The following is a 25,235-nucleotide window of genomic DNA, read 5'->3' on the forward strand; positions in this document are numbered from 1 at the left end:
ATTACCCCCCGCCGTTAAAGTTTATCTCTACAAACTCCGACTGTCCCAGCAGTATTTCAGTCAGCTCTTCCAGATTTTCAGCATCTCTGCTGTCAAAGCGTTCCAGTTGGGGACTGTCAATATCCAGAACACCGATCAATTTTTCACTTTTTTTCAGAGGAATCACAATCTCCGATTTAGACCGGGGATCACATGCTATGTGTCCGGGAAAGTCATGCACATCTGGCACCACCAGGGTCTTTTCTTCGACCAGGGCGGTTCCGCATACTCCCTCACCCGGTGGGATGCGTGTACAGGCCGGCCTTCCCTGAAAAGGCCCCAGCAGCAGAGTTTTATCCTGCCGACACAGATAAAAACCCGCCCAGTTAATTCCGGGTAGCCTTTGAAAAATAAGAGCTGCTGTGTTGGCCAGATTTGCCAGCCAGTCCCTTTCATCTTCAACCAGATTTTTGAGTTCCAATTTGATCTCTTTATAAAGTTCTTTTTTCATCGGATAATCTCCTGCTTCTATCTCTTCATTATTCTTCTCAGACATTTTTACCTCCTCCACTTTAAAGGTTATTCCTGTTATCAGTTGAGAGATATCGTATAAGATCACCAACATGAAAATAATAGCTGGATCCACGTAAAATTTGAAACCGACCGCAATAAAGGATTTCTCAGGACATATACAGAATATATTAATATGGGAAAGGAGGGGTGGTTAACCATGGCCGAAGATAAACATCTCGATCGTCAGCCATTTGACAGGGAACAGCTTCAGAAAGATCTGCACAACTATACCGAAGACTTTGTTCTGGATAAAATGGAAGAACTTATCATGAAAGAAGAACAATTTGAAGATGTATGTACATGCCGCAGCTGCCTTTTAGATATAGCTTCGTACACATTGAATAGAATTCCGGCCAAGTATATAGCGAGTCCCCAGGGCAGCCTGCATGCTAAATTGATAGAGTTTGAACACCAGGTAAATGTCGATATCGTCTCGGTGCTTACTAAAGCAATCAGAATCGTTTCCAAAAACCCCCGACATGATGAGGATAATTCCAGCCCGAAAAAACCCGGTGCTGATAAAAGCTAAAAAATGATAACAGACCATCAAATAAAGGCCCCCTGTTGTCAGGGGGCCTTTTTATCAGCTCTGAAAATTAGCCGGTGCCGGTTTCAATTTTTTTGTTTTCCAGCTTCGGAAAAGACATCCGGTCTGTAAACTCCTGTTGAAATTCAGTTGAAGTCGATAGCTCCAGGTATTCAGTTTTTTCCTTATAATCCGCCGCTTTATCTGCGAGATTTTCATTGAGCAGCATCATTCTTGCTCCTGCTCCTGCTCCATTTCCTGCCTGATAGATCCTGTCCTCCAGCTTTTCCGGTATCATCCCTACTTCACAGGCATGTCTCTTATCCAGATAATTGGCAAAACCGCCGACCAGATAAACCTCATCAATCTGCTGCGTACCTATCTCAGCCCTATCCATCAGGATTTCTATACCTGCTCGAATGGCCCCTTTGGCCAGCTGCATCTGCCGCACATCTTTTTGTGTGAAAAATAGAGGCCTTTCCCGTCCTGATTCATCTTCCGTAAAGAGTTTGAGCCGGGCGATATCATTTTTTCTTTCATATCTCCGGCGCCAGAAGTCAGGCAGCTTTTCTTTATCCTGGAAAGAGCCGGAAGCTGTCACAACCCCTGCTTTCAGCAGGCCGGCGGTGAGATCAAGCAGACCGGAACCACAAATTCCCACAGGTTTTTGGGCATCGATGGTGGTATAATCAAATCCATCCTTCCGAACCTCAAAACTATCAGCTGCTCCCGGCATAGCGGCCATGCCCTCACTTATATTTCCTCCTTCAAAGGAGGGGCCTGCAGCCACAGAACAGGCATAAATTTTGTCGCTTTTTCCCAGAGCAACTTCTCCGTTGGTTCCTATATCGACAAGCAGGTTGTAATTTTCGGTGTCGGCCAGATCAACTGCCAGCATATCAGCAACTATGTCGCCGCCTACATATCCCGAGATAGAGGGAAGTATCTCTATCTCCCCCTGCGGATTAATATCGAGTCCAGGATCTGAGGGAGAAAACTTCTGCTGATCACAGATGGTGGGGATAAAAGGAGAATTGGCGATATCTTCACTGTTAAGCCCCAGAAAACTGTGCAGCATTATTGTGTTGCCGGCAAAAACCATGCGATATATATCATCGGTCTCCAGATCCATCTTTTCAGCTAATCCGGCCAGACTGCTGTTCAATTTTTCCACCAGCATCCGCTGCAGTTTCCGCCAGCCGTCTTTCTGATCCCTGGCAGCCTGAATCCTGCTGATGACATCAGCCCCCAGTTCTTTCTGAGGATTGTAGAATGAATCTACCGCCAGTTCCCGTCCGGATTCCAGATCGAGCAGATAAACGACCACCGTAGTTGTGCCTATGTCCACCGCCGCTCCTGCAGCTCTTAGAATTTCCTCCTGACTGCCGATGCGGGCAAGGTATTCATCTTTGCCCACGGCGACAATTTCATTCTCTTCACGTCTTTTTTCCAGCTGCTTGATCGCTGAAAGCGAAGTTTCCTCCATATCCCCCCTGTCAAAAATTCGGCGCAGATAACTGCGCTGATCCTCCAGACTGGGCTCCTCAAAATCATAAATATATCTGTTCCAGCCGTTATCAATCTCGCAGCTGACTTCCTCCTCACCGGCCAGAATGCTTATTTCTCCGCCTTTTTCTATTTCTACAGTGAGATCTTCCTCAACGGTGTGAAGGCAGGCCAGCCTGATACCCTCTTCCAGCTCTGAATTTTCCAGAAGGTTTCTCTCGCGAGCTTTAGGAGAAGGAGCTGGTTTTATAAGAGCTTTGCATTTACCGCAGGTGCCCTTTCCCCCGCAGTAGCTGTCCAGTTCCAGGCCGCTTTCCTGAATGACTTTCAACAGCGGCAAACTCCCGGAGACATTTTTTGTTTCTTTTCTTTCGCCCTGTATTAACTCGACTTCAAATTCCATGAAAATTTAGCCCCCCTAATAGTTACGGATCTCCTTGTTGTATAATACCACAGCAGGATCAAAAAATATGTAATTTTGTTACACTTTCAGAATGAAAAATCAGCAGCAAAGCCGGACAGTATGCAAACTGTCCGGCCGCTGCCTATGATCCCGCTTATGGGAGGATCAAATGAGGGCTGTGCTCAAGCGATTTATTAGAAGAGACCGCTTATCTTGCCGTCCTCATCGATGTCTATATCTTCCGCAGAAGGTGTCTCAGGCAGTCCAGGCATGGTCATAACCGGACCGGTAATCGGGACGAGGAAGCCGGCTCCGGCCGAAATATTTATTTCTCTGACGCTCAAGGTGAATCCGGTAGGACGGCCCTTCAGATGAGGCTTATCTGAGATAGAATCCTGAGTTTTGGCCATGCAGATGGGCAGATCATCATAGCCAGAAGCTGTGTATCTCTCGATCTGCTCTTCAGCCTGATCGCTGTATTCGACTCCGTCGGCACCATAAACCTCGGTGGCGATGGTTTCTATCTTTTCCTTGATAGATTTATCAGCTTCGTAAAGGAAGTCGAATTCTGATTCTTGATTTTCCACCAGATCCAGCACTTTTTCGGCCAGCTCTTCTCCACCTTCGCCGCCTTTAGCGAAAACCTCGGAGAGAGCAACCTCTACGCCCATATCCTCGCAGCGCTCACGGATGAGTTCGAGTTCTGCTTCGGTGTCATGGGGGAAGCGGTTGATAGCAACAACCAGCGGCAGGCCGAACTTCTGAATGTTCTCTATATGCTTTTCCAGATTTTCAATGCCGCCGGACAGAGCATCCAGATCCTCATCTTCCAGCTCATCCAGTTCTTTGCCGCCGTGCATCTTGAGCGCTCGGGCGGTGGCAACCACAACGGTGGCCTCCGGACTTAGATCACCATAACGGCATTTGATATTGAAGAATTTCTCGGCTCCCAGATCGGCACCGAAACCTGCTTCAGTGATGGTAATATCGCTCACTGCCATGGCCATCTTGGTAGCTGTCAGGCTGTTGCAGCCGTGAGCTATATTGGCAAAGGGTCCGCCGTGAACAAAAGCCGGAGTGTTTTCTAGAGTCTGAACAAGGTTCGGCCTGATGGCATCTTTAAGCAGCGCTGCCATAGCCCCATGTACGTTCAATTCTTTTGCCGCTACGGGTTCATCGTCAAAGGTATAACCTATGACTATTTCACCCATGCGCTCTTTGAGCTCGGCGATATTGTTGGCCAGGCAGAGGATAGCCATAATTTCTGAGGCCACAGTTATCATGAAGTTATCCTCTCTGGGCAGACCATAGCCACCCAGACCGACAACAATATTTCTCAGAGCCCGGTCGTTCATGTCAACCACCCGGGAAAAACCGACCTTGTTGGGGTCCAGGCCGAGCTCGTTGCCCTGGAACATATGATTATCGATAGTCGCTGAAAGCAGATTATGAGCTATCCCGATCGCGTGAATGTCGCCGGTAAAATGAAGGTTGATATCCTCCATAGGAATTACCTGAGAATATCCACCTCCGGCAGCTCCACCTTTAACGCCCATGGCGGGGCCCAGAGAAGGTTCCCGGATCGCTATCGCGCAATCTTCACCGAGTCTGTTCATCGCCTGTCCCAGACCGACAGTAGTGGTGGTCTTGCCTTCTCCAGCTGCTGTAGGGGTCATGGCGGTGACCAGAACCAGATTGCTGTCCAGATCTCTTTCCTCGAGAACATCCATATTGACCTTGGCTTTATTATCCCCGTACTGCTCGATATCGTCCTCTGTCAGGCCTACCTTTTCCGCTATGTCGACGATATGTTCCTGTTCGGCTTCCTGAGCAATTTCAATATCATTCTTCATACTGATTAATTCCCCCTTATTTGTTTTGGTCTAAATCACATTGATTTTATTTGATGAAAAATTTATATGCCGCTTCTGCTTTCCAGGTCATTAATATAATTCTTGAGCTCCTCCACAATTCCTGCCGGCAAATCCGGCGCCTCAAAATCTTCCAGGATTTCCTGCCGTTTCTGATAGGCTCTTTCCCGGGCGATAGGCTGATCTTTTTCGCTTGAATATTTACGGCGCGAACTCAGATTGGGAGTCCGCAGATCTTCCATATGAGAAAATGTGTGGTCATGAGTAATGTAATTGCCTCCAGGACCTACCTCGTTGATAACTTCTTCAGCTATAGTATCTTCATTGACCTCGAGGCCGGAAGCATAATTTCCTATCATGCCCAGAATTTCATCATCGATAACAAACTTCTCGTAGGACATAGCCATATAATTTTCCAAAAGCCCCGCACTATGAAGCATGAAGTTAAAACCGCTTTTAATCGCTGAAAAAATATTCATCATGGCCTCATAGCCTCCCTGAGCATCAGGGAAAAGCGAATCTGTTAGGGCTCCTCCGCCCCTCACCGGCAGATCATATCTTCGCGCCAGTTGAGCGGTTCCGTTAAACATCTTGGCTGTTTCCGGGCTGCCCAGCGCCATATCCGCTCCCCGCAAATCGAGCAGGCTTGAGGCGGAACCATAGATCACCGGACAGCCGGGGTTTATTATTTGAGCAAGAAGGATGCCCGTCAATACCTCCGCATTTTGCTGGACCAGCGTGGCCGGGATGGTAGCAGGAGCCGTCGTGCCGCTCATGCTCATCGAAGCCAGACATAAAGCCTGGCCATTTTCCGCGTAAACTTCCAGGGCATCTGTCATCCGCACATCCAGCTGCAGAGGGCTGTTGGCATTGATCAGAGTTATCAAAACAACATTATCCGCGACATATTTTTTGCTGCCGAAAAGTATGGCGGCCATATCCAGAGTTTCCCGGGCTTTTTTCCTCCCCATGGAACTTCCCATGAAACACTTGTCGCTCAACTTTATGGCCGCGGAAAACATGCGAGCATGTCTTATTCTGTCGGGCACATCGTTGGGCTCGACCAGGACTCCCCCGACAACATCCAGATTATCACTACATTGAGTGAGTTTGGTGAAATTGCGATAATCGGCAAAGGTTGAATTTCGCCTGACGCCTTCATAATCCATCACGAAGGGAGCTCCATAACCAGGGACGAAGACTGTGTTATTTCCTCCCACTCTGATGTTATTGGCTTCATTTCTGGCCTTGATTTCAAAACTTTCCGGAGCTTTTGCAAGAAACTTTTCCAGATCGTCCTGACCCGGGTGCACCCGATTGCCATCCACCTCGATTCCAGCCCTCTGGAAATGTTCCCGGGCCCTGGAAGAGACGATCTCAACACCGGATTCTTCCAGAACCCGGAGGGTGGCTTCATGCAGGGCATCCTCCTCCCCGGGGGTGAAAATATCCTGATTCCCCAGTTTTCTCTTAAACAAAAATCAGCACCCCCTAATATTCATCCGGCATCTCTTTTAACTGGCTGTAGGTAAATACCGGTCCATCACAGCATACATAGCGGTGACCAATATTGCATTTTCCGCACTTACCCATGCCGCAGTCCATCCTCATCTCCAGAGTTGTAATGATGTTTTGCGGTTTGACACCCAGTTCGGTCAATTTATCGATGACTGCTTTGATCATAATCGGCGGACCACAGGTGAAATAAAGAGTATCCTCGGTTGTACATTCTAGCTCATCCACTATCAGGTTATGGGGGAAGCCAACACAGCGGTCCCAGCCTTTGCAGGGCTCATCGATGGTAAATTTGACGGTTGTGTTGGGGGCATTTTCCCACCTGCGGTGATCGTAGGAATAAAGCATATCATCTGGAGAGCGAAAACCATGCAGCATCTGGATGTGCCCGAATTTATCACGGTTTTCAGGATCGAGAACATATTCCATCAGAGATCGCAGGGGCGCTACCCCGATACCTCCTCCTACGAATACGATATCTTTACCTTCAGCTTTTTCGACCGGGAAGCTGTTTCCGTAGGGACCGCGCACTCCTAAATAGTCGCCTTCTTTCATATCATGCACTGCAGAGGTTACTTTGCCAACTTTTTTTACCGATATCTTAATATATTCATCATTCTCCGGCGAAGAGGCGAAACCATAGGGAGCTTCTCCCACCCCGTAGGCGGTGAGCATCAAAAACTGGCCGGGTTTGAAGTCGAGAACATTTTTATCATCATCTGCAATCCTGAGATGGAATGTTTTGATGTTCAGATTTTTGCCTGTCTCCTGGATTATATCAACAATTTCCGCCTTATGAGGCATATAATTTTCTTTCTTCACCTAATTACCTCCTTTCTCGGCCAGCGTTGTCTCGACCTCGTGAATGACCCTTCTTATGTCCAGATTTACCGGACATTTTTCCACACACCTTCCGCAGCCAACACAGCCGGGCGAGCCATCATAATGAGTTGGATGATAGGAGAATTTATGCAGGGCCCGCTGACGCCAGCGCTGATCCTGCTCTTCCCGGGGGTTATGCCCGGATGCGTGAGCCGTAAAAAGAGAGAACATGCAGGAGTCCCAGGAGCGCTTCTTCTCCAGCCCCTCCCAGTAAAACTTAAAACAGAAACATGTGGGACAGTAAAAGGTACAGACTCCGCAGCCCAGACAGCTGGCTGTAGGATTTTCCCAGTCGACTGATTCAAAAGCTTCCATTTCAGGATAGGGAAGTTCCTGATCTATGCTGAATTCACTGTTTTCCGGCAGTTTTTGACGTCTTTTATCGGTCAGTCCGGCCCAATCTTCTTCAGCATCGTCCAGGGCCTCAGCTGCCTCCAGAAAAGCTTCATCAGCCATCTCTTCATCTATTCTGAGGTAAAAAGTATCATCATCCTTCAGCAGATAGGCCGGAGCATCATCATTGTCGGCCGGGTCGATCTCCACCTGGCGGCAGAAGGACTGGCGGGAGGGTTCAAGACAGGAATAACCTACCAGCATGCTGTTTTCCCGCCGGGCCTGGTAGAACTGGTCTATAAAATTTTCTTCCATAAAAACGTCATCGTAGAGTTTCATGCCCTGAACATCACAGCTTCTAACCCCCAAAAATAGCCGGGGGCAGTCAGACCAATCGTCCGGTTCATGGTCTGGTCCGGTGGTTTCCCGACCCAGCCTGTCATCCCGGGGAAGATAATATTCTTTGGGAGAGACATCAGGCTGTTCTTCCAGATAGATCGAGTCTATCTCGTCTCCGGAATGAACATCACTGTAAATAACTTTTTTCTCATCCCCCTGCCTAACTCGAAATGGGGCTACTACCTGGTAATTTTCGCTGAGATCTTCGATAAAATCTTTTAACTGCCGGGGATTTAAGGATTTTAACATTTATTTCACCTCCTAGTCCAGAAAGCCTGGTTCTTCGTCATCTTTATCATAATCCGAATAAAGCGTCAGCTGGTCAGGATCCATCCCCGGCCGATAATCATACAAATCTCTGGCCTTATGATAGAGATGGGAGGTCAGGGATCTCATCTCAATTCCTTCAGGACAGGCCATTTCACAGGCGCCGCAGTTGACACATCTGCCCGGCATATGCATGGTTCGCATCAGATGAAAGACCATATCGTTCTCTGTATCGCTTCCCTCTCTCAGCCACTCCGGCTGATTGCTCTCTACAAAACAATGATCACAATAGCAGACAGGACAGGCATCCCGGCAGGCATAACATTGAGTACAGCGGGAAAATTCCTCCTGATAGTGTTTTTTCCGCTCCTCAGGAGAAACTTCCTCAAGCAGATAGCTGTTTTCCGCCAGCTCTGCCTCGATTTCCTCCTGATCCATCTCTTCTCCCACAGTATAATCGGCAATGACCGGATTGCGGGTATCGCACTCATCGCAGGCAGAGTTGCCGTCAATTCCGGGACAGCCGTTTATGCCGATGACCACAAGATCTTCTCTCTCCATCAAATCTTCCGACATATAATAGGCCATAGCCCTGGAATCACAGGGTTTGGCCACCACTGCCTGCCTGGCCGGATGATATTTGTGGATATATTTGGCCAGCATGGGGGAAGCATCAGCAGTGAAAGAAAGTTTTTCAGCTTGCTCGGGAGAATCTATAAATACCGGTTCAATGAGCTCAGAAAACATACCGGGAGCGAAGCCGACCAGATGTTTAATATCATGCTCTTCCAGCACCTGACCGGCCACCTCTCTGAGCTCTTCCGTTATCTGTTTATAGGAATTGCTCATAATCTATTTCACCCACCCTGTCTTCTTCTGTAATCTGTGAATCATCTATAAAACCTTCCCAGGCGCCCACACTCTTAACCCTGTCGACAACCCGGGTTACTATCTCGGCAAAGCGTTTGCCTTCGGCCGCTGAACACCAGGTAAAATTGAGTCGCTCGGGCTCGACACCGGCAAACTCCAGCATCTCTTTTAACATGGTAAAACGGCGGCGGGCATAATAGTTGCCATCTATATAGTGACAATCTCCGGGATGACAGCCAGAAACCAATATGCCGTCAGCCCCTTTCTCCAGAGTTTTGATTATCAGAAGCGGATTAATCCTTCCCGTACAGGGAATTCTAACCGTCCTGATATTGGAGGGGTACTGCAGCCTGCTGCTTCCAGCCAGATCAGCCGCTGCATAACTGCACCAGTTGCAGAGAAAAGAAACTATTTTTGGCTCGAATTCTTCCCTATCTTTTTGGTTATCTGCCGCTGCTTCTGTTTCCGCTTTTGCCTCCAATTTACATCCCTCCTGTCTCTACAGGTTCATTAACCGGAACCTGTTCTTCCCCATCTTCGCTCAAAAGAGCATCTATCTCGTCGATCAACTTGGAATTGCTGAAGCCTTTGAGATCAACAGCATGGGGACGGCAGACTCCTGTGCAGTTTCCGCACCCCTTACAGAGTACCTCGTTGACCTCGGCGACTTCATCTTCAGGATCGACCTCGATCGCTTTATATACACAGACCCGTTCACAGTCACCACAGCCGATACAGAGGTTTTCATCGACTTCGGCCACCATTGCCTCCGTCAGGAGGTATTCACGGGCCAGAATAGATGCGGCTCTGCCGGCAGCAGCCCTGCTCTGAGAGATCGATTCGCTGAGATTTTTGGGGCCATGTGCCAGCCCGGTCAAAAAGATGCCATCAGTAGCCGAATCGACCGGCCGCAGCTTCACATGAGCCTCCAGGAAAAATCCGTCCTCGTTGAGAGGGGTTTTGAGCATCTGACTGATTTCCTGGTTATCTTCGTTGGGAAGAATTGCTGGTGCCAGAACCAGCATATCAGCTCTATCCTCAACTTCTTTTTCAGTAAGAGGTTCTTCGTAGCAGATTTCCATACCGTCTTCTGCTGCCCTGACTTCCGGTTTGTCATCCTCTGTATAACGGCTGAAATTAACGCCCAGATCGCGGGCTTTGCGGTAAAGATCTTCAAAATAACCGTAGCTTCTCATCTCGCGGTAGAGAATGTTAATCTCAGTTTCAGGGCTTCTTTCCTTGATGTAAATTGCATTGCGCAGAGCCTGGCTGCAGCATATGCGGCTGCAGTAAGGCCGATCATCCTCGCGAGAACCCACACATTGAATCATATAGATGCTGTCAGCTTCGGGAACTCCATCCTCCAGTCTTTCGTCCAGCTCTAGCTGGGTTACGACTTTATCGCTCATCTCATAATCATACTCCTGCGGAGTGTGTTCCTCGCCGCCGGTGGCGACGACGACGGTACCGCCTTCGACCTCTATCAGCTCATCCTCTTCACTCCTGGCCTCATCAACAACAGGCGGGTCGAGTTCCAGGGTGAAGTTGCCGACAAACCCGGATATATCTTTTAGCTCGTGACCGCAGTAAAGATCGATCAGTTCATGCTCTCTGACCTTCTGTTTAAGCCGGTCAATATGAGGTTCTACCGGTCTGCCCTCAAGCGATTGTTTGAGCTTGTTGGCATGACCACCCAGCTCTTTTTCCTTTTCGACCAGGGCGACGGGAAAACCCAGCTCGGCCAGTTCCAGGGCCGAAGTCATTCCGGAGACGCCTCCTCCGATCACGAGACCGCGGGCGATATTATCGACCTCACCCCGCTGCAGGGGTATGGCGTTTTTGACCGAAGAAACTGTCCCTTTTATCAGCTCAAATGACTTTTCGGTGGCTTTTTCCGGCTCCTCTTTATGCACCCAGGAACCCTGGTCGCGTATATTGGTCATTTCCATCAAATAGGGGTTGAGTCCGCTGCGTTCTACAGCATCTCGGAAGAGAGGTTCATGAGTTCTGGGAGTGCAGGAAGCTATTACAACCCTGTTCAGTTCATGTTCCTCTATTCTATCCGCGATCAAATCCTGGCTGTCAGAAGAACAGAGATAAACAACTTCTTCTGAATGTTCGACGAAAGGTATCTCGGCAGCTCTTTCGGCCACCTCCTCTACGTCTATAACCCCGGCTATATTTGTGCCGCAGTGGCAGACAAAAACCCCAACGCGTGTTCTTTCGTTCTCCACTATTCTATCCTCTTTGACTTTGGCCTCTTCAAAACCCAATTCCTGAACATCAAGGACTGAATGGCGGGCAGCTAAAGCTGCTGATCCGCTGGCGCCCATCACCGATTCAGGTATGTCTTTAGGACCGTTAACCACGCCGCAGGCATAAACTCCATCCCGGCTGGTGGAGAGAGGATCGAATTCATCTTCAGCAGCGAAACCGTATTTGTTGGTTCTCACCCTGAGATCCTGCAGTGTTTCGTGCATTTTTTCGGTCGGCTCCATGCCGCTTGCTAAAACGACGAGATCGTAGTCCTCAGCGGCAAAACCATCATCTCCCTCCGTGACTTTAAGCCTGACGTCTCCCTGGTGTTCTCCTTCTTCGATCTCGGCTACCCGGGAGCGCACGAAATTTATTCCTTCTGTTTCCTGAGCGCGATTGTAATAGCGTTCAAAACCCTTGCTGAATGATCTCATATCCATATAGTACATATCCACTTCTATCTCATCGCGGTGCTCTTTGGTGATAAAAGCATGCTTGAGAGAGTACATACAGCAAACTGAAGAACAGTAATTATGATCACAGCGCCTGTCACGGGAACCGGCACAGTGGATAAAAGCGACTTTTTCTGCTTCCTCCCCGTCTGAAGGACGAACGATATGGCCATCAGTAGGCCCGGAAGCATTCAAAATTCGCTCGTATTCCAGGCTGGTCACCACATTTTCATGTTCATCATAACGATACTGGTCGACTACAGTACCGTCAAAGGCTTCATAACCGGCAGCAAAAACAACCGAGGCTGCTTTTACGGTAAAATGCCTTTCGACCTGATCATAGTCGACTGCATCGAAGTTACAAACTTTTTCACAGACTCCGCATTTGTCCTCCTGCAGCTTGCGGCAGTTTTCCTCATCTATAACAGCTACATTGGGAACAGACTGAGGCCTGTACATGTGAATGGCACCGTGTTCATCCATACCCATATTGTACTCATCTTCTATAGTTACAGGACACTTGTCCAGACAGTCACCACAGCCTGTACACTTTTCTTCATCGACATAACGGGGCTTTTTCTTCAGCTTCACCTGAAAATCTCCGGGTTCACCGGACAGATTCATGAGTTCGGTCATCGTATAGGTGGTAACGTTCTCGTGTGTAAAACAATCGGTAATCTTGGGAGCCAGAATACAGGTGGAACAGTCATTTGTGGGAAAGGTCTTATCGAGCTGTGCCATGCGCCCGCCCAGACTGGGGCCGCTTTCAACCAGATAGACCGGCACTCCCATTTCGGCCAGGTCTGTAGCCGCCTGAATCCCGGCTATACCGCCTCCAACTACTACTACTGGATCTGGCATATTTATTCACCACCGGTTTCTTCGAGTGTATATTCGGTCGGTGCTCTGTCGCTCTCTAAGGCTTCTTCAACGCTGTTCAATCGATAGCGCAGCACATTTTTGTCCAGTTCGTCAAGCTCCTGTTCCAGCCCGGCATCACAGTAATCCTCTTCAACAGCCATTCGGCGCAAAACCCTGACAATATCGGCAAAACGGACATTTTGCGGGCAGGCCGATACACAGCGCCGACACTGAATACACTGCCAGATCTCTTCCCCATCGAGCAGCTCTTCTTCAAAACCCAGCAGAGCCTTTTTGATCATAAGGCGGGGATTAAAGCTTTCACGCTGCTCGGCCACGGGACAGGTTCCTGTACAGCTGCCGCAGCTGAAGCATAGAGAAAGATTTTCTCCTCCGGGACGATCCTGTACGGTGCGTTTAAATTCGCTATTCATCATCTACTTCCACCTCCGGTCGGGGATAAAGTCCTGCTTCTTCAACTACCACCGGTGTTATCTCTTCCCAGCCCACCGGCATCAGATGTATTCCTTTAACTCCCTCTGTATTTTTCACATGCTCTATTATTTCCACGGTAAAGTCTATGCCTTCCTGCCTTTTATCATCGGCATTAGCGATTCTATCTATAAGCTCATCAGGCACATCCATGCCCGGCACATCATTCTTCATATACTTGAGAGCAAATTCGGATTTGGTTGGCAGAAGACCTGCCAGGATATGAACTTCTTCATGCAGTCCTTCTTTTCTCATATCTTCCATCCAGCGATCAAATTTTTCCAGATTATAAATACACTGGGTCTGAATAAAATCCATGCCGGCCTTTATCTTCTTTTTAAGCTTCAGCATATGCATCTCATAGGGCTCAGCAAAAGGGTTGTGAGCTCCGCCGATATATAATTTGGGCGGGGTCCGCAGCTCGTCGCCGCTGACCAGTTCTTCATCGTCCACCATATCGCGAGCAGCTTTGATTAAACTAACGGAGTCCATATCGAATACATTTTTTGAGCCTTCGTCCTTACCAAAACTTTGATGGTCACCGGTGAGACAGAGAACATTGCGGAGGCCTAAAGCGCTTGCTCCCAGCAGATCGCTCTGAAGACCGATTCTGTTTCTATCCCTCGTGGTGGCCTGAATTATCATCTCCAGGCCTTCTTCATGTGCAATTTTAGATGCAGCAATGCTGGACATTCTCACTATAGCTGTCTGATTATCGGTCACATTGACAGCATCCACATATCCATGCAGATCCTCGCACTTTTCTCTGATAAAATCCGGATCCGCGCCTATCGGTGGGCCCATCTCGCTGCAGACGACAAAGTGATCCTCTTCCAGCAGTTTATGCAGGTTGGAAATATATTCTGGCATACACTACTCTCCTCCCGAGCGGAAAAATTCAGGGTTCTTATGGCTGCGCACGCCACCATCCCGGTAGGTTGTCCAATCCTTGGGTTCCTCGTGTTCCAGCAGCCGATCGAATACCTCGAGCTCCTTGGCGCGTTCATAAATCAATTCCCAGCCGCAGTCGATCTCGTCATCGACCTCGCAGTTGCCGTCCTCGGAACCGCCACAGGGTCCATTGAGAAGGCTTTTGGAGCAGCGGGCTATAGGACAGATCCCGGCGAATCTATCGAGAACACATTCTCCACAGCCGTGGCACATTTCCTCCCATTCTCCCGTAGCGCTGGTGCGGCCATAGAAAGTCGTATTAAGACCGGGCAGAATGAGTTTCTCGGGAAATCTGATAGCCAGATGCTGCACTCCAATACCACAGGCGAGCGAAAGAACAGCGTCGCTTTTCTCTATCTGCTCTTCAATCTCGTCTATAAATTCATCATCACACTGTCTTTTGATAGCATCGGCGGCGATATCAAGACTCTCTCCGTTCTGACTGAAATAAAGTTCCAGAAGATCACGCAGCGATTTCGCCTCTCTTTCTCCGCCGGCCAGGCTGACGGTTACACAGGTGCCGCAGCCCACAATCAGCAGTTCTTCGATATCCTCGGGCAGCATATCCCTTATCTCATCAACCTCTTTGCGTTCACCAACGATCATCGGTGGGATTCCTCCTTCCAGTTATCCAAAAAAGCACTGAGATCTTCGGCCATCCTGGGTGAAAGACGCCGGTACTCCAATCGAGAAGTATCCAATCCCAGCTTTTCCATATCCTCTCTGGCCTTATTTACCACCTGTTCACATCTATCATGTCCGGTAAGGTGCTTGCAGGCTTCGGATATGCACCCGAGTATAAGCAGTTCGCCATTACCGCCTTTCAGCCGGCTGAATATCTGCTCCCTTTTGACCGTGCTGGCACAGGGAACTTCCTCGACTTCCTGGGCTTTTAGAGGGTCATCATCAGCTTTCTCCCGGGCGATAGCGGCGGAATTCTCGCAAATTATCACCTGTACACCATCCTGCTCTTCTCCGTTTTCGCTTTCCCCGCTGCGGGTAATAGCACCGGCAGGACATCGGCTGATACATAAATTGCAGCCCTGACAGGCCAGGTCCATTATAGTCATGGAGTTGAGTTCTTCGTCACGCTGAACTGCCCCGTGGGGACAGACTCTCTGACAGGTGTAGCAGACAACGCACTTTTGATCATCTATCTCTCTATCCTCATCGTCCATCTCCTCCACACCCTGCAATATTCGCTTTATCTCAGCAAGGGTGAAGCTTTTTTCTTCCTCCTGATAGGTCAGAGCATTGGGACCGCGGGCGCCGCCGAGCACATATACGCCCCTCTTCCCGCTCAAAGTGGGCTGGAGATAGACATTTTCCTTCTGCAAATATCCATATTCATCCTGTTCTATCTTTAATATATCGGCCAGTCTGTCATTGTGAGCAGCCGGTTTCAGCTCGGGAGCTATAATCATCTCACCGGTCAGCTCAATATCTATATCCTCTCGTTGATAGCAAATTTCTTTTTCGCCGATTTCGAGTTCTCCCAGATCATATTTGAGGAAAACTACATTCTGCCTGCGGGCTTTTTCATAAAGCTCATCATTATTGTCCATAAATCTCATAGCCTTGTAGAAATAATATATATCTCTTTCAGGGGATTTTTCTCTGGCCTCGAGCGCGGTTTTTAACCCCCAGCTGCTTATGGCCGCTGGTGACAGCTCCGAATAATCCTGTACTATAAGCAGAGGCTCGTCGGAATCTTCCTCAAGAAAATCCTCCGGATCATCAGTCAAAGACTGACCTGCTTCTACGGGCAGCTCCTCCTGGAAAGGAAGATTTATGACTATGCTGGCTGCAGAAAGGCTCTCATTAACTTCACCATTGTCTTTAATTCCCAGCTCAAAGCCTCCTACCTCTCCCCGGCAGCTGCTCAAAATCTCCGGAGAGATGGAGGTGGAACTGAGTTCTTCCTCCTCCAGAGACTCCCCAATATATACAACATCATACTGATTGTCGGAACCTGACATCAGATTACCTCCTTTTAGCCTGCTGTAAAAATTGAAAGTTCCCGATCCTATCGTCAGCTTTGTATTCTTATCAGTTAGCCTTTTCCACCAGTTTATTATCAAGCAGGCGATAGGCCGTCTCCCGGCTTTTTGCAATGGTGGTGGCGCTGTCTCCCGGGCCGGTTACAGTCCCGGCCAGATACACTCCTGTCTCCTCTCCGGGCCAGATCGGCCGCAGAAATCCATCCTCTGTCTGCTGCAGATTGAAAATCTTTGACCAGTGCTCGTGTTCTGTGCCGCGGTGAATTCCTTCAGAGAGCACAAGCAAATCTGTATCCAATTTTTCCATCTTTCCCTCTTTTTGGTCTTCGTAATTGAGTTGTAAGGAGTCAGAGCTGCTCTCCAGGCGCAGAGGCTTGCAGTTATAATAATCGATATCGAGCTCGGAGAGCTTCTCAAAGGAAAGATTTACGAGGAAGCCGGCTTCCTGCATATCGATAAAGAACATGCTGAGATCCATTTCAGGAAAGTTGTGCCTGAGTACCTGAGCGATGCGATAATTATAGCCGCAGCAAACTTTAGAACAGTAACGAGCCTTTTCCTGAATGCTGCGGGAGCCGTTACACTGAAGAAAAACAGCCGAATCAGGGCTAAATCCCAGATTCATCTCCAGTGATTCCTCACAGAGCTGATCTTTTCTCCCTTCGAGCATATCCTCAAAATCACTGGCCCAGAGGATCCTCTCATCTTCGAATATTTCCGGGGTGCCAGTTTCCAGCTCTGACCACCGCTTGTGACCGGTAGCCAGCACGATTTCGGAGATATCATCGAGAGTATATTCTCCATCATCATCCTCGACAACCAGACCAAAACCTTCTTTTTCCAGACAGTCCAGCACAGCTGTGTTTTCTCTTACTTCAATTCTGTCGCTTTCTCGCACAGAATTGAAGATACTGTCAACAAGGCAGAGATTGCATTTGGTGCAGCTGTCGGTGGCTTTACAACCATAATTTTTTATATTACCACCCAGTTCATCTTCCTTCTCCAGCAGCACCACATCTTCCCCGGCATCAGCCAGCTCGGAAGCTACAGTACACCCTGCAATACCTCCACCGATTACACCAATTCTTGACATATTGTTCTCCCCTTCCGAATAAAGACAGGATGGTGTGATTTTACGGCTAAACAGGCCTTCGATCAGATAGGTTGTTAAACAATTTTAAAAAATTTAAACCTGCTTTCATGTCATATTTTAACATAACTGCTAATTTAAGTTCAACCGGCCTGGCGGCTAAACCAGGTTATGGCGCAGTATCGAGCGTCCGGGAGGAAAAACAGCCACTCCCTTTCCTTCTTCCTCAAATAGAAGCCTATGCATGAGGTCAGAAGAGCCCTCAATCTCCTGATAATCAAGATCCAGAAATTCCGCCGCCTCGCGGGCATATTTGCGATATTCAGCCAGATCATCTATCCAGGTATTCACAAATACGAGCCTCGTATAATTCTTATATTCCCTCGTCACCGTCTCCCGGGCCATCTCTTCGCCCACTCGATCAACATATTCTTCGAAAACGCTGAGAGGATCGCCTCCAAAATCTATCCAGCCCCGGGAAAGATAGATTGTGCCAGGATTGTCTTTGAATTCCTCCTGGTATTTGCCAGCTGATCCCAGAAGCAGGCTGATACAGTCGTGAACACGCGGGGCAATAATCGGCGATTCACTGGAACTGAGCCCCGAAATTCCGTGCGAACACAATCCATAAATCAAACGAATTTTATCGTAGCCCTCTTCTTCGCTCTGATCGATCTCATTTTGCAGCTTTTCCCGCAGTTTATCTGGCACCCTGTGTAAACCATATCCCATAAAATTAAGGTCATGATCAGGATCGAGTGCCTCTATTTCAGGTCGCATAGTCGAACAGGCGATAACTTTATCCAAAACAATCAACCCTCCCGCCCGATATTTAACTCCAGGGCTGGCCCACAGCCGAAAACTCCAGTCTGGTTTCCAGAAAAATTCCCTCTTCTTTACGGGAGCCGGCTACCTTTCCGTATACATCCTCGCGTTCGTACTCAACCTTGATATCCCGGCCGCCCGATCTTTTAGCTTTTTCAAGAATGTATTCTCGACCTTTCTCGATGGCGTTCTCAACTGCGTCTTCAAATTCCCGGTAGCCGAGCTTCTCATCGGGAAGATGTACTAAATAGCCAACATTTACCTCATCGGTGCGGACTATTATGGTTTCTCGCTCGATGATCTTACCCATAACTGTACCGACTGCATTGGCTACCTCGGCTGCTTCCGGCAGTTTTAGTTCAGCATTGAGTTTTTCTGCAACTTCAGGGAAATAAGCTCTGACCGGCGCTCCTACTCCCACCAGAGGAGGACCGAGTCTGCAGATAGTTTCCAAAAATTCACCGTTATCAGGTGAGATCAACCTGGCAATCATATATTCCATCTCCCGGGAAGAAAAATCTAGATCTTCCTCCCGGCCCAGCACTGCCTCGATGACCAGCGAGGTAATTTTATCATATACGCCGTTCAAAATTTCTTCAGCAAGTTCTTCCGGGTTTTGAGAATTTCTATTGGACATAACTTCCAGGGCAATCTCCGATGCCTGCTCATTCCAGCGATCAAACTCTCCACTGGTATGCAGAATATCGGTTGGTGTCAGGGAAGCTCTATGCAGACATCCCACTTTCACCAGCTGTTCCCAGGGGAGAAGTTCTGCATCCTGATCGAGTTTTCGCCCCAACTGCCATATGGTATGAGGCTTATCTTTGAGAACTGATACCAGCTCACGCTCCCGTTCGTTCAGCTCCATTCGCTCGGGTTCTGATAGATAAACCAGGGCTGAAACAGGCTGATAATTATAGGTGTAGGGATTCCTATCTCTGATTCGCTCGAGCTCATCGATTAAATGAGGATATTTTTCGGCCGCCCAGCTGAGGGGAAAAACTCGCTGAGGCCCTATCGATGTTTCTCCATCTTTGGATATCTGGATAAGACTATCCCCTCCAAGACCGATAGTGGTTATATCAGCGGCTTTAACCCGGGTGTGCCAGCCGCCGACCATAGCTCCTCTGGGATTTATGCGGGGACTTCCTTCCTCCAGCAGAGCCAGATCGGTGGTCGTCCCACCCATGTCAACTATAATCCCATTTTCTATATCGGCCAGATGACGAGCTCCCACCACACTGGCCGCCGGGCCGGAAAGGGAAGTCTCGACCGGTCTTTCTCTGGCTTCCGAGGTGCTTATAAGGCTGCCGTCTCCGCGAACCACCATCACCGGGGCTGATATATCTCTTTCCTCTATCAGAGAATCCACACTTTCTATCAGCTCAGTTATAAGAGGCAAAAGCCGGGCATTGAAGACAGCTGTAACCGCCCGCTCCTGAAATCCAAGATCGCTGGTCAGCTGATGTGCAGCTACCACCGGACAGCCGCTTTCCTCTCTCACTATTTCGGCCGCCTTCTGCTCCTGAATCGGATTGCGAACGCTGAGATAACCTGAAACCGCGAAAGCATCTACCTCGCCTTTCATCTCCCGGACCGCTTCTCTAATCTCCTGCTCATCTATTTCCTCTTTTATTTCACCTTTTATGCTGCAGCCTCCGGAAACTACAGCCTGTTCATCAGCGGGCAATCGCTCCTCGGGCTCAAAGCCTAAAAGCAGGGTACCTACAGCGGCTCCCTGCCCCTCCACAATAGCATTGGTGGCCAGAGTGGTCGAAAGGGAAACAAGTTCAATTTTCTCCGCCAGAACGGATTCATCTGCCATCAGATCATTGAGGCAGTTTTCTATGGCTGCATTCAGATCTTCCCGGGTGGTTATCTGTTTGGTGCTGGTTACTATCTCTTCTGCGCCCAGATCCATCACAACTCCATCGGTAAATGTTCCTCCTGTGTCTATTCCCAGTGCTAATTCAGACATCTAATTGTCCTCCTCAAGCTGATTAAAAACAAACAATTTTGCAGGATTGAGCCGTTTACAGGCTCCCCTGAATAAAAAGCCAAAAAAAATTTGTTGAGGAATAACCCACCCCGACAATCCGAGGCCGGGGCGGGTAATCCTGTAGTTCTTTCCGGGCATTTAAAGAATTTCGTTTTCAGCTCTCTGCACGATTTCATTTAATCTTCTGCTCACAGCATCGGGAAGAGGTTCAGGTTCGTAATTCTCCACAATATCCATTACTTTTTCATGAGCTCTGTCATAAAGAGTATCCTCATCTTCGGCCCAATTATCGTAAAACTTGCGCTCGAACAGATCAGGATACCAGGTCTCTTCCTCGAAATGATTCATGGTATGCTGTTCGCCCAGGAAGTGGCCTCCCGGTCCGACATCATCAACTATTTCGGTGGCCAGCTTTTCCGGAGTTACATCGATTCCTTCAACGATCCTGCGGGCAAAACCGATCAGTTCATCGCTGATCACCAGATTTTCCAGGGAAGCACAATTGCCGTGTTCAATATATCCGACATCGTGATTTAGGTTAGCACCTGATTGAGCCGTTATCACGATAGAAAGTGCATCCTCTATAGCCGCCTGTTCATCCACGATTTTTGCATCGGTGCAGCCGCAGGTTCCAAACATGGGGATGTCGATATAATTGGAAACGTCTGCCAGTGCTGCCTGCATCAGATGAAATTCGGGAGCACCGTAAGAGAATATTGTGGTGTTCATATCCATTATGGTGAATACTCCACCCATTACAAAAGGATTACCCTTATTGGTCTGCTGATTCAGCACCAGCCCGCTCAGACTCTCGGCCAGGCCGGTAGCCATAGCGCCGGCCAGTGTGGCAGGCACAGTTCCTCCAGCCATTATGCAGGGTGTATAAACTACGGGCAGAGATTTTTTGGCGGCAAGGACGAGTTTTCCGGCCGCATCCTCAGCATGCTGCAGAGGTGATATGGGTTCGGCATAGAGAGTCATGAAAGGATTTTCCCTGAGCTCCGCTTCTCCGCCGGCAATAACCTCACACATCTCTATGATATCTCCATAACCTTCGGCATCGTTTGCAGTAATTACTATCGGTTTGGATGAATTTTCGACCATCGCCTGAAATTGATGGCGGTCATAAACCGGCTGCGGGACATCCTGAACTATACCCAGAGACATAACAAAGTCCAGGTTGTCAAGCGCATCTATGGTTTTGGTAGCCATTTGAACAGATTCTTTACTGGCTTTAACTCTTTCTCCGGTACGGGGATCGCGAAAATGGGGTGTGTCAGAACCCGTGCCGAAATAGGCATTGTTGCCGGCCAGCTCCATAACCCTCTCCTTGGTTCGGCTGTTGCTGAGCGTTACCTTGTGGGGGGCAGTGCGGATAGCATCTTCAACTAGTCTGGAAGGAACTCGCACGTTATTGCCTTCCACATAACAACCGGCATCTTCCATGATTTCCAGGGCCTCGTCATGATAATATACTACACCTGTTCTTTCCAGAATTTCCATTGAAGCTTCCAGAATTTTTTCGATTTCATCTTCAGACAGAACTTCCAGTTTGGTGCCCTGTATAGTCCTGTAATTAGCTTTCTTCATATTTTATTACCCCCACCTTATTTAAGAGGTCATTTCCTGTACCAGATCTTTGGCGGAAGCAGCATCCGGAGCCCAGCCATCAGCACCGATATCATCAGCAAATTCTTTGGTCACCGGAGCGCCACCTACTAATACTTCAACATCATCTTTCAGCCCCTCTTCTTCGAGAACTTCAATTACGTTCTGCATCTCCATCATGGTGGTGGTCAAAAGCGCACTCATACCCAGCACATCAGCATTGTTTTCTCTGACCGCATCCACTATTTCATCGGCCGGCAGGTCTACTCCCAGGTCGATAACCTCCATGCCGCCGCTTTCCAGCATCATTCCGACCAGGTTCTTACCGATATCATGCAGGTCACCTTCGACGGTAGCCAGCACTACTGTCACAGATTCTTCTCTATCAGCGGCAGTGAGAAGAGGGTTGACCAATTCCATGCCCGCCTTCATGGCTTTAGCCGACATCAATACTTCTGGAACAAACATATCTCCTGCTTTAAATCTCTCACCCACTACATTCATCCCGCTGATTAAACCCTCGGAGATTATCTCCTGGGGTTCTGTGTCCTCATCTATTGCCTCCTGGGTAAGCTCCTTCACAGCCTCCTGATCACCATCAATAACCTTTTCTCTCATCTTTTCATAATCTGGCATGTTAACTATCCCCCTCTACTTTTTTTAATTCTTGTATATTTTAATAGATGCTGCTCAATTTTAAAAGGCGATTTCATCAATCGCGTTCGGCTTCTCTTTCTTCAGCCCGCTCCAAAATCTTATCAACCTCTTCCTGCTTGTCATCGGGAAGCTCTGGGGCTTCATAATTCTCAAGAATATCGTGCAGCTTATTTTTTATCCGATCGCTCATGCGTGAGCTGTCAGCCTTTTCCTTCCAGCCGTCGTAACGCATTCTATTGATCAGATCAGGAAACCAGGTCTGATTTTTAAAGTGTTTGCGGGTATGATCTTCGCCCAGGAAATGACCTCCCACACCTACCTCATCCACAACATCAACTGCCAGAGTTTCGTCGGTTACCTCGATTCCATTCATAAAGCGGCGAACCATTCCTATTATTTCATCATCCATTACCAGCTGTTCCAGGCTGCCCATGTTGCCTGAACTCATGTAACCGCAGTCGTGAACTAAGTTGGCGCCCGATTGAGCTGCCGTAAGTATGCTCATAGCTGCTTCTGCTGCTGCCTGTTCATCGATGGTATGGGAATCTGTGCATCCTGCTGTGCCGAACACAGGCACTCCCATGTGGCTTGAAACCTGAGCTATGCCGGCCTGCAGGCAGTTAAATTCGGGGCTGCCGTAGCTGTAAACTGTGGTATTCATATCCATAATGCCGTAGACTCCGCCCATAATGATCGGAGTTCCGCGGTTGGCCAGCTGAGCAAGAGTTATACCTGTAACGCTTTCCGCTATTCCCTGAACGAGAGTAGCAGCCAGAGTGGCAGGGCAGGTTGCACCAGAGATAATGCAGGGGGTGTAGACGATGGGTATACGTTTACGAGAAGCCAGCAAAACTTTGTCAATAGCCTCACGACCATGAAGAAGAGGTGAAGTGGGCTCGGAATAGAGGAAGAAAAAGGGCTTTTTCTGAAGTTCTTCCAGCGAACCGGCCACGACAGAGGCCATATCGATCATATCTTCGTACTGTTCGATGTCAAAACCCCAGTGAACAATGGGCTTATTGGTGTTTTCCAGCATTGCTTTAAAAGCATGAACATCGGCTATATTTTCTGTTACATCGCTGGGAGTTCCCAGATCCATAACATAGTCAATATTGTCCAGAGCATCACATACCTTAGCCGCATTTCTGTTGTCCTGAACCACAGGACGACGCCTCTCTCCAGAGTAAGGATCGCGATGATAAGTATTGGTTGGTCCGGGGCCAAAATGAGTTTTGTCATCATGTAAATCCAGAGCAGCTTTACCTTCCTGATCATAAAGGGTGATCTTAGAAGGGGCGTTATTCACCGCCCACTGACTCAAACCGACAGGTATCTTAACCAGCTCATCATCCTCTATCCAGCAGCCTGCCTCTTCGAAAATCTCCCGGGCTTCTTCCGAAAACACCTTGACACCAGTCTTTTCCAGCACTTCCAGAGCGGCCATATAAATCTCTTCACACTCATCTTCAGACAGTGACTGAAAATTCACAGTAGAGTTGGCTTCGAATCTGGCCCTCTTGTAGTTTGACATTATCTTACCCCCTTTTATTTTCTAAACCATTTCCTGCACTAAATCTTTAGCAGAGGCTGCATCCGGGGCCCAGCCATCAGCACCGATATCATCAGCAAATTCTTTGGTCACCGGAGCGCCGCCCACTAAAACATCAACATCATCTTTAAGTCCTTCTTCTTCGAGAACTTCAATTACGTTCTGCATCTCCATCATGGTGGTGGTCAAAAGCGCACTCATACCCAGCACATCGGCATTGTTTTCTCTGACCGCATCCACTATTTCATCGGCCGGCAGGTCTACTCCCAGGTCGATAACCTCCATGCCGCCGCTTTCCAGCATCATTCCGACCAGGTTCTTACCGATATCATGCAGGTCACCTTCGACAGTGCCTAAAACTACAGTGGTCGACTCCTCTCTGTCGCCTTCGGTAAGGAGCGGATTAACTATCTCCATACCGGCCTTCATGGCCTTGGCCGACATCAATACTTCCGGAACGAACATATCTCCCGCTTTAAATCTCTCCCCCACTACATTCATGCCGGCTATTAATCCCTCAGAAATGACTTCCTGAGGTTCTGCTCCTTCATCAACTATTTCCTGAGTCAATTCAGCTACGTTCTCCTGATCTCCTGCAATAACTTTTTCGCTCATCTTTTCATAATCTGGCATTTTTTGTATCCCCCTGCTGTTTGTAATTATATATATTGTCTATTTGGGTATTATAATCATGATTATTTCGGTTTAAAAAAATAATTACCTCGTGTAAAATAATCATGATTTTCCCTATATAATAATTTGTATACTGATATCCAAATTCCTCTTTTTTAAAAATAAACTTTTATCAAAAAACTTTTTTAAGCCAGCACCGGCATCAGCGCCAGCTAAGATATGCTGATCTATTATTTAGTTTTTCCTCATTATTAATAATTAAATGAAACGGGCTATTTTTCCTTTAAATTAAGATAATCACAACCAATGATTATAGGTCAATCGAATTCACCAGCCGGGATCAAAACGGTCGTTATTAATTCTTTTCCGCAAAGAGTTTATCAGTTTTTTTACGTGTTTCCAGGATTTCAGCTCACTTTCTCTATAAATATTACCATCAATCCCCCGAAAAGTTCGCTCTCTCCCCCGACTGCGATGGGGAAGAGAGCCGAGCTTTTTGAGTAAAAATGCAAATCTTTCTCTCACACTGGAGGCTGTTTTTACGCCATCTCTGGCCAACCCCTCTGCCTCTGCCGGCTCTATCTCCTTCAAACAGTAAAGATCTATCAGGGTTCCGATCACATCATCATTGTAATGAAGCCTCCTGTACTGAATAATTTCCTCGCTTATCTCAAGGAGTTTGTTTTCAAGATGGGTATAATCTTTGTCGCTGTCTTCTTTTAATTGGCTCATTTATTT

22 protein-coding genes are annotated in these 25,235 nt (G+C 48.1%); 1 reads left to right on the plus strand and 21 read right to left on the minus strand.

Annotated features, from left to right (window positions below; translation table 11 throughout):
- Position 1: 1 nt before the first annotated feature.
- Complete coding sequence (locus BLT15_RS01470; RefSeq protein WP_089757960.1) at positions 2-535, minus strand: GAF domain-containing protein; 534 nt, start codon at positions 533-535, stop codon at positions 2-4.
- Positions 536-709: 174 nt separating this feature from the next.
- Between BLT15_RS01470 and BLT15_RS01475 the strand changes: the two genes are divergently transcribed.
- A complete protein-coding gene (locus BLT15_RS01475) occupies positions 710-1,081 on the plus strand; it encodes a late competence development ComFB family protein (protein ID WP_089757962.1) in 372 nt (123 codons plus the stop codon).
- A gap of 67 nt (positions 1,082-1,148) precedes the next feature.
- Here BLT15_RS01475 and BLT15_RS01480 read toward each other — a convergent pair whose 3' ends face one another.
- The 20 genes from BLT15_RS01480 to BLT15_RS01575 all read right to left on the minus strand — a co-directional run bounded on the left by BLT15_RS01480 (position 1,149) and on the right by BLT15_RS01575 (position 25,229).
- Entirely contained in the window at positions 1,149-2,987 is a 1,839-nt protein-coding gene (locus BLT15_RS01480) for an ASKHA domain-containing protein (RefSeq protein ID WP_089757964.1), read from the minus strand.
- A 194-nt stretch (positions 2,988-3,181) separates the two neighbouring features.
- Positions 3,182-4,840 carry a formate--tetrahydrofolate ligase gene (locus BLT15_RS01485; RefSeq protein WP_089757966.1) on the minus strand — a complete coding sequence of 553 codons (1,659 nt, stop codon included), beginning with the start codon at positions 4,838-4,840 and terminating at the stop codon, positions 3,182-3,184.
- A gap of 62 nt (positions 4,841-4,902) precedes the next feature.
- On the minus strand, positions 4,903-6,336 hold the full coding sequence (locus BLT15_RS01490) for a trimethylamine methyltransferase family protein (protein WP_089757969.1): 1,434 nt from the start codon (positions 6,334-6,336) through the stop codon (positions 4,903-4,905).
- A 13-nt stretch (positions 6,337-6,349) separates the two neighbouring features.
- Positions 6,350-7,195 (minus strand): FAD/NAD(P)-binding protein, encoded by an 846-nt coding sequence (locus tag BLT15_RS01495; protein WP_200769664.1) that lies wholly within the window; start codon positions 7,193-7,195, stop codon positions 6,350-6,352.
- Complete coding sequence (locus BLT15_RS01500) at positions 7,196-8,236, minus strand: 4Fe-4S dicluster domain-containing protein (RefSeq protein WP_089757972.1); 1,041 nt, start codon at positions 8,234-8,236, stop codon at positions 7,196-7,198. It abuts the gene before it with no gap.
- 12 nt (positions 8,237-8,248) lie between these two features.
- Positions 8,249-9,103, minus strand: a complete 855-nt coding sequence (locus BLT15_RS01505) for a 4Fe-4S binding protein (RefSeq protein ID WP_089757974.1) — start codon at positions 9,101-9,103, stop codon at positions 8,249-8,251.
- Positions 9,087-9,605, minus strand: a complete 519-nt coding sequence (locus BLT15_RS01510) for a hydrogenase iron-sulfur subunit (RefSeq protein ID WP_089757976.1) — start codon at positions 9,603-9,605, stop codon at positions 9,087-9,089. The genes BLT15_RS01505 and BLT15_RS01510 overlap by 17 nt, the downstream gene beginning before the upstream one ends.
- Before the next feature lies 1 nt (position 9,606).
- Positions 9,607-12,693, minus strand: coding sequence for an FAD-dependent oxidoreductase (locus tag BLT15_RS01515; protein WP_089757978.1), 3,087 nt, complete (start codon positions 12,691-12,693; stop codon positions 9,607-9,609).
- Between the two features lie 2 nt (positions 12,694-12,695).
- Complete coding sequence (locus BLT15_RS01520; RefSeq protein WP_089757980.1) at positions 12,696-13,130, minus strand: 4Fe-4S dicluster domain-containing protein; 435 nt, start codon at positions 13,128-13,130, stop codon at positions 12,696-12,698.
- A complete protein-coding gene (locus BLT15_RS01525) occupies positions 13,120-14,055 on the minus strand; it encodes a methylenetetrahydrofolate reductase (RefSeq protein WP_089757982.1) in 936 nt (311 codons plus the stop codon). The genes BLT15_RS01520 and BLT15_RS01525 overlap by 11 nt, the downstream gene beginning before the upstream one ends.
- Positions 14,056-14,058: 3 nt before the next feature.
- Positions 14,059-14,742: a methylenetetrahydrofolate reductase C-terminal domain-containing protein gene (locus BLT15_RS01530; RefSeq protein WP_089757983.1), complete on the minus strand. Its 684-nt coding sequence runs from the start codon at positions 14,740-14,742 to the stop codon at positions 14,059-14,061.
- The gene (locus BLT15_RS01535; protein ID WP_089757985.1) at positions 14,739-16,115 is read right to left on the minus strand and encodes a hydrogenase iron-sulfur subunit; all 1,377 of its coding nucleotides are present in this window, start codon (positions 16,113-16,115) and stop codon (positions 14,739-14,741) included. Before BLT15_RS01535 ends, BLT15_RS01530 begins: the two co-directional genes overlap by 4 nt.
- A gap of 70 nt (positions 16,116-16,185) precedes the next feature.
- A complete protein-coding gene (locus BLT15_RS01540; RefSeq protein ID WP_089757987.1) occupies positions 16,186-17,229 on the minus strand; it encodes an FAD-dependent oxidoreductase in 1,044 nt (347 codons plus the stop codon).
- A 156-nt stretch (positions 17,230-17,385) separates the two neighbouring features.
- Positions 17,386-18,033, minus strand: coding sequence for a DUF1638 domain-containing protein (locus BLT15_RS01545; RefSeq protein ID WP_089757989.1), 648 nt, complete (start codon positions 18,031-18,033; stop codon positions 17,386-17,388).
- Positions 18,034-18,058: 25 nt separating this feature from the next.
- Positions 18,059-20,029: a hydantoinase/oxoprolinase family protein gene (locus tag BLT15_RS01550; protein WP_089757990.1), complete on the minus strand. Its 1,971-nt coding sequence runs from the start codon at positions 20,027-20,029 to the stop codon at positions 18,059-18,061.
- A 159-nt stretch (positions 20,030-20,188) separates the two neighbouring features.
- Positions 20,189-21,640: a trimethylamine methyltransferase family protein gene (locus BLT15_RS01555; protein ID WP_089757992.1), complete on the minus strand. Its 1,452-nt coding sequence runs from the start codon at positions 21,638-21,640 to the stop codon at positions 20,189-20,191.
- Between the two features lie 21 nt (positions 21,641-21,661).
- Positions 21,662-22,294 (minus strand): corrinoid protein, encoded by a 633-nt coding sequence (locus BLT15_RS01560; protein ID WP_089757993.1) that lies wholly within the window; start codon positions 22,292-22,294, stop codon positions 21,662-21,664.
- A gap of 76 nt (positions 22,295-22,370) precedes the next feature.
- The gene (locus BLT15_RS01565) at positions 22,371-23,846 is read right to left on the minus strand and encodes a trimethylamine methyltransferase family protein (RefSeq protein ID WP_089757995.1); all 1,476 of its coding nucleotides are present in this window, start codon (positions 23,844-23,846) and stop codon (positions 22,371-22,373) included.
- 21 nt (positions 23,847-23,867) lie between these two features.
- Positions 23,868-24,497, minus strand: a complete 630-nt coding sequence (locus BLT15_RS01570) for a corrinoid protein (protein ID WP_089757996.1) — start codon at positions 24,495-24,497, stop codon at positions 23,868-23,870.
- A 327-nt stretch (positions 24,498-24,824) separates the two neighbouring features.
- Positions 24,825-25,229: a hypothetical protein gene (locus BLT15_RS01575; protein ID WP_089757999.1), complete on the minus strand. Its 405-nt coding sequence runs from the start codon at positions 25,227-25,229 to the stop codon at positions 24,825-24,827.
- Positions 25,230-25,235: the final 6 nt, after the last annotated feature.

The organism is Halarsenatibacter silvermanii, assembly GCF_900103135.1.
GTDB lineage: Bacteria > Bacillota > Halanaerobiia > Halanaerobiales > Halarsenatibacteraceae > Halarsenatibacter > Halarsenatibacter silvermanii.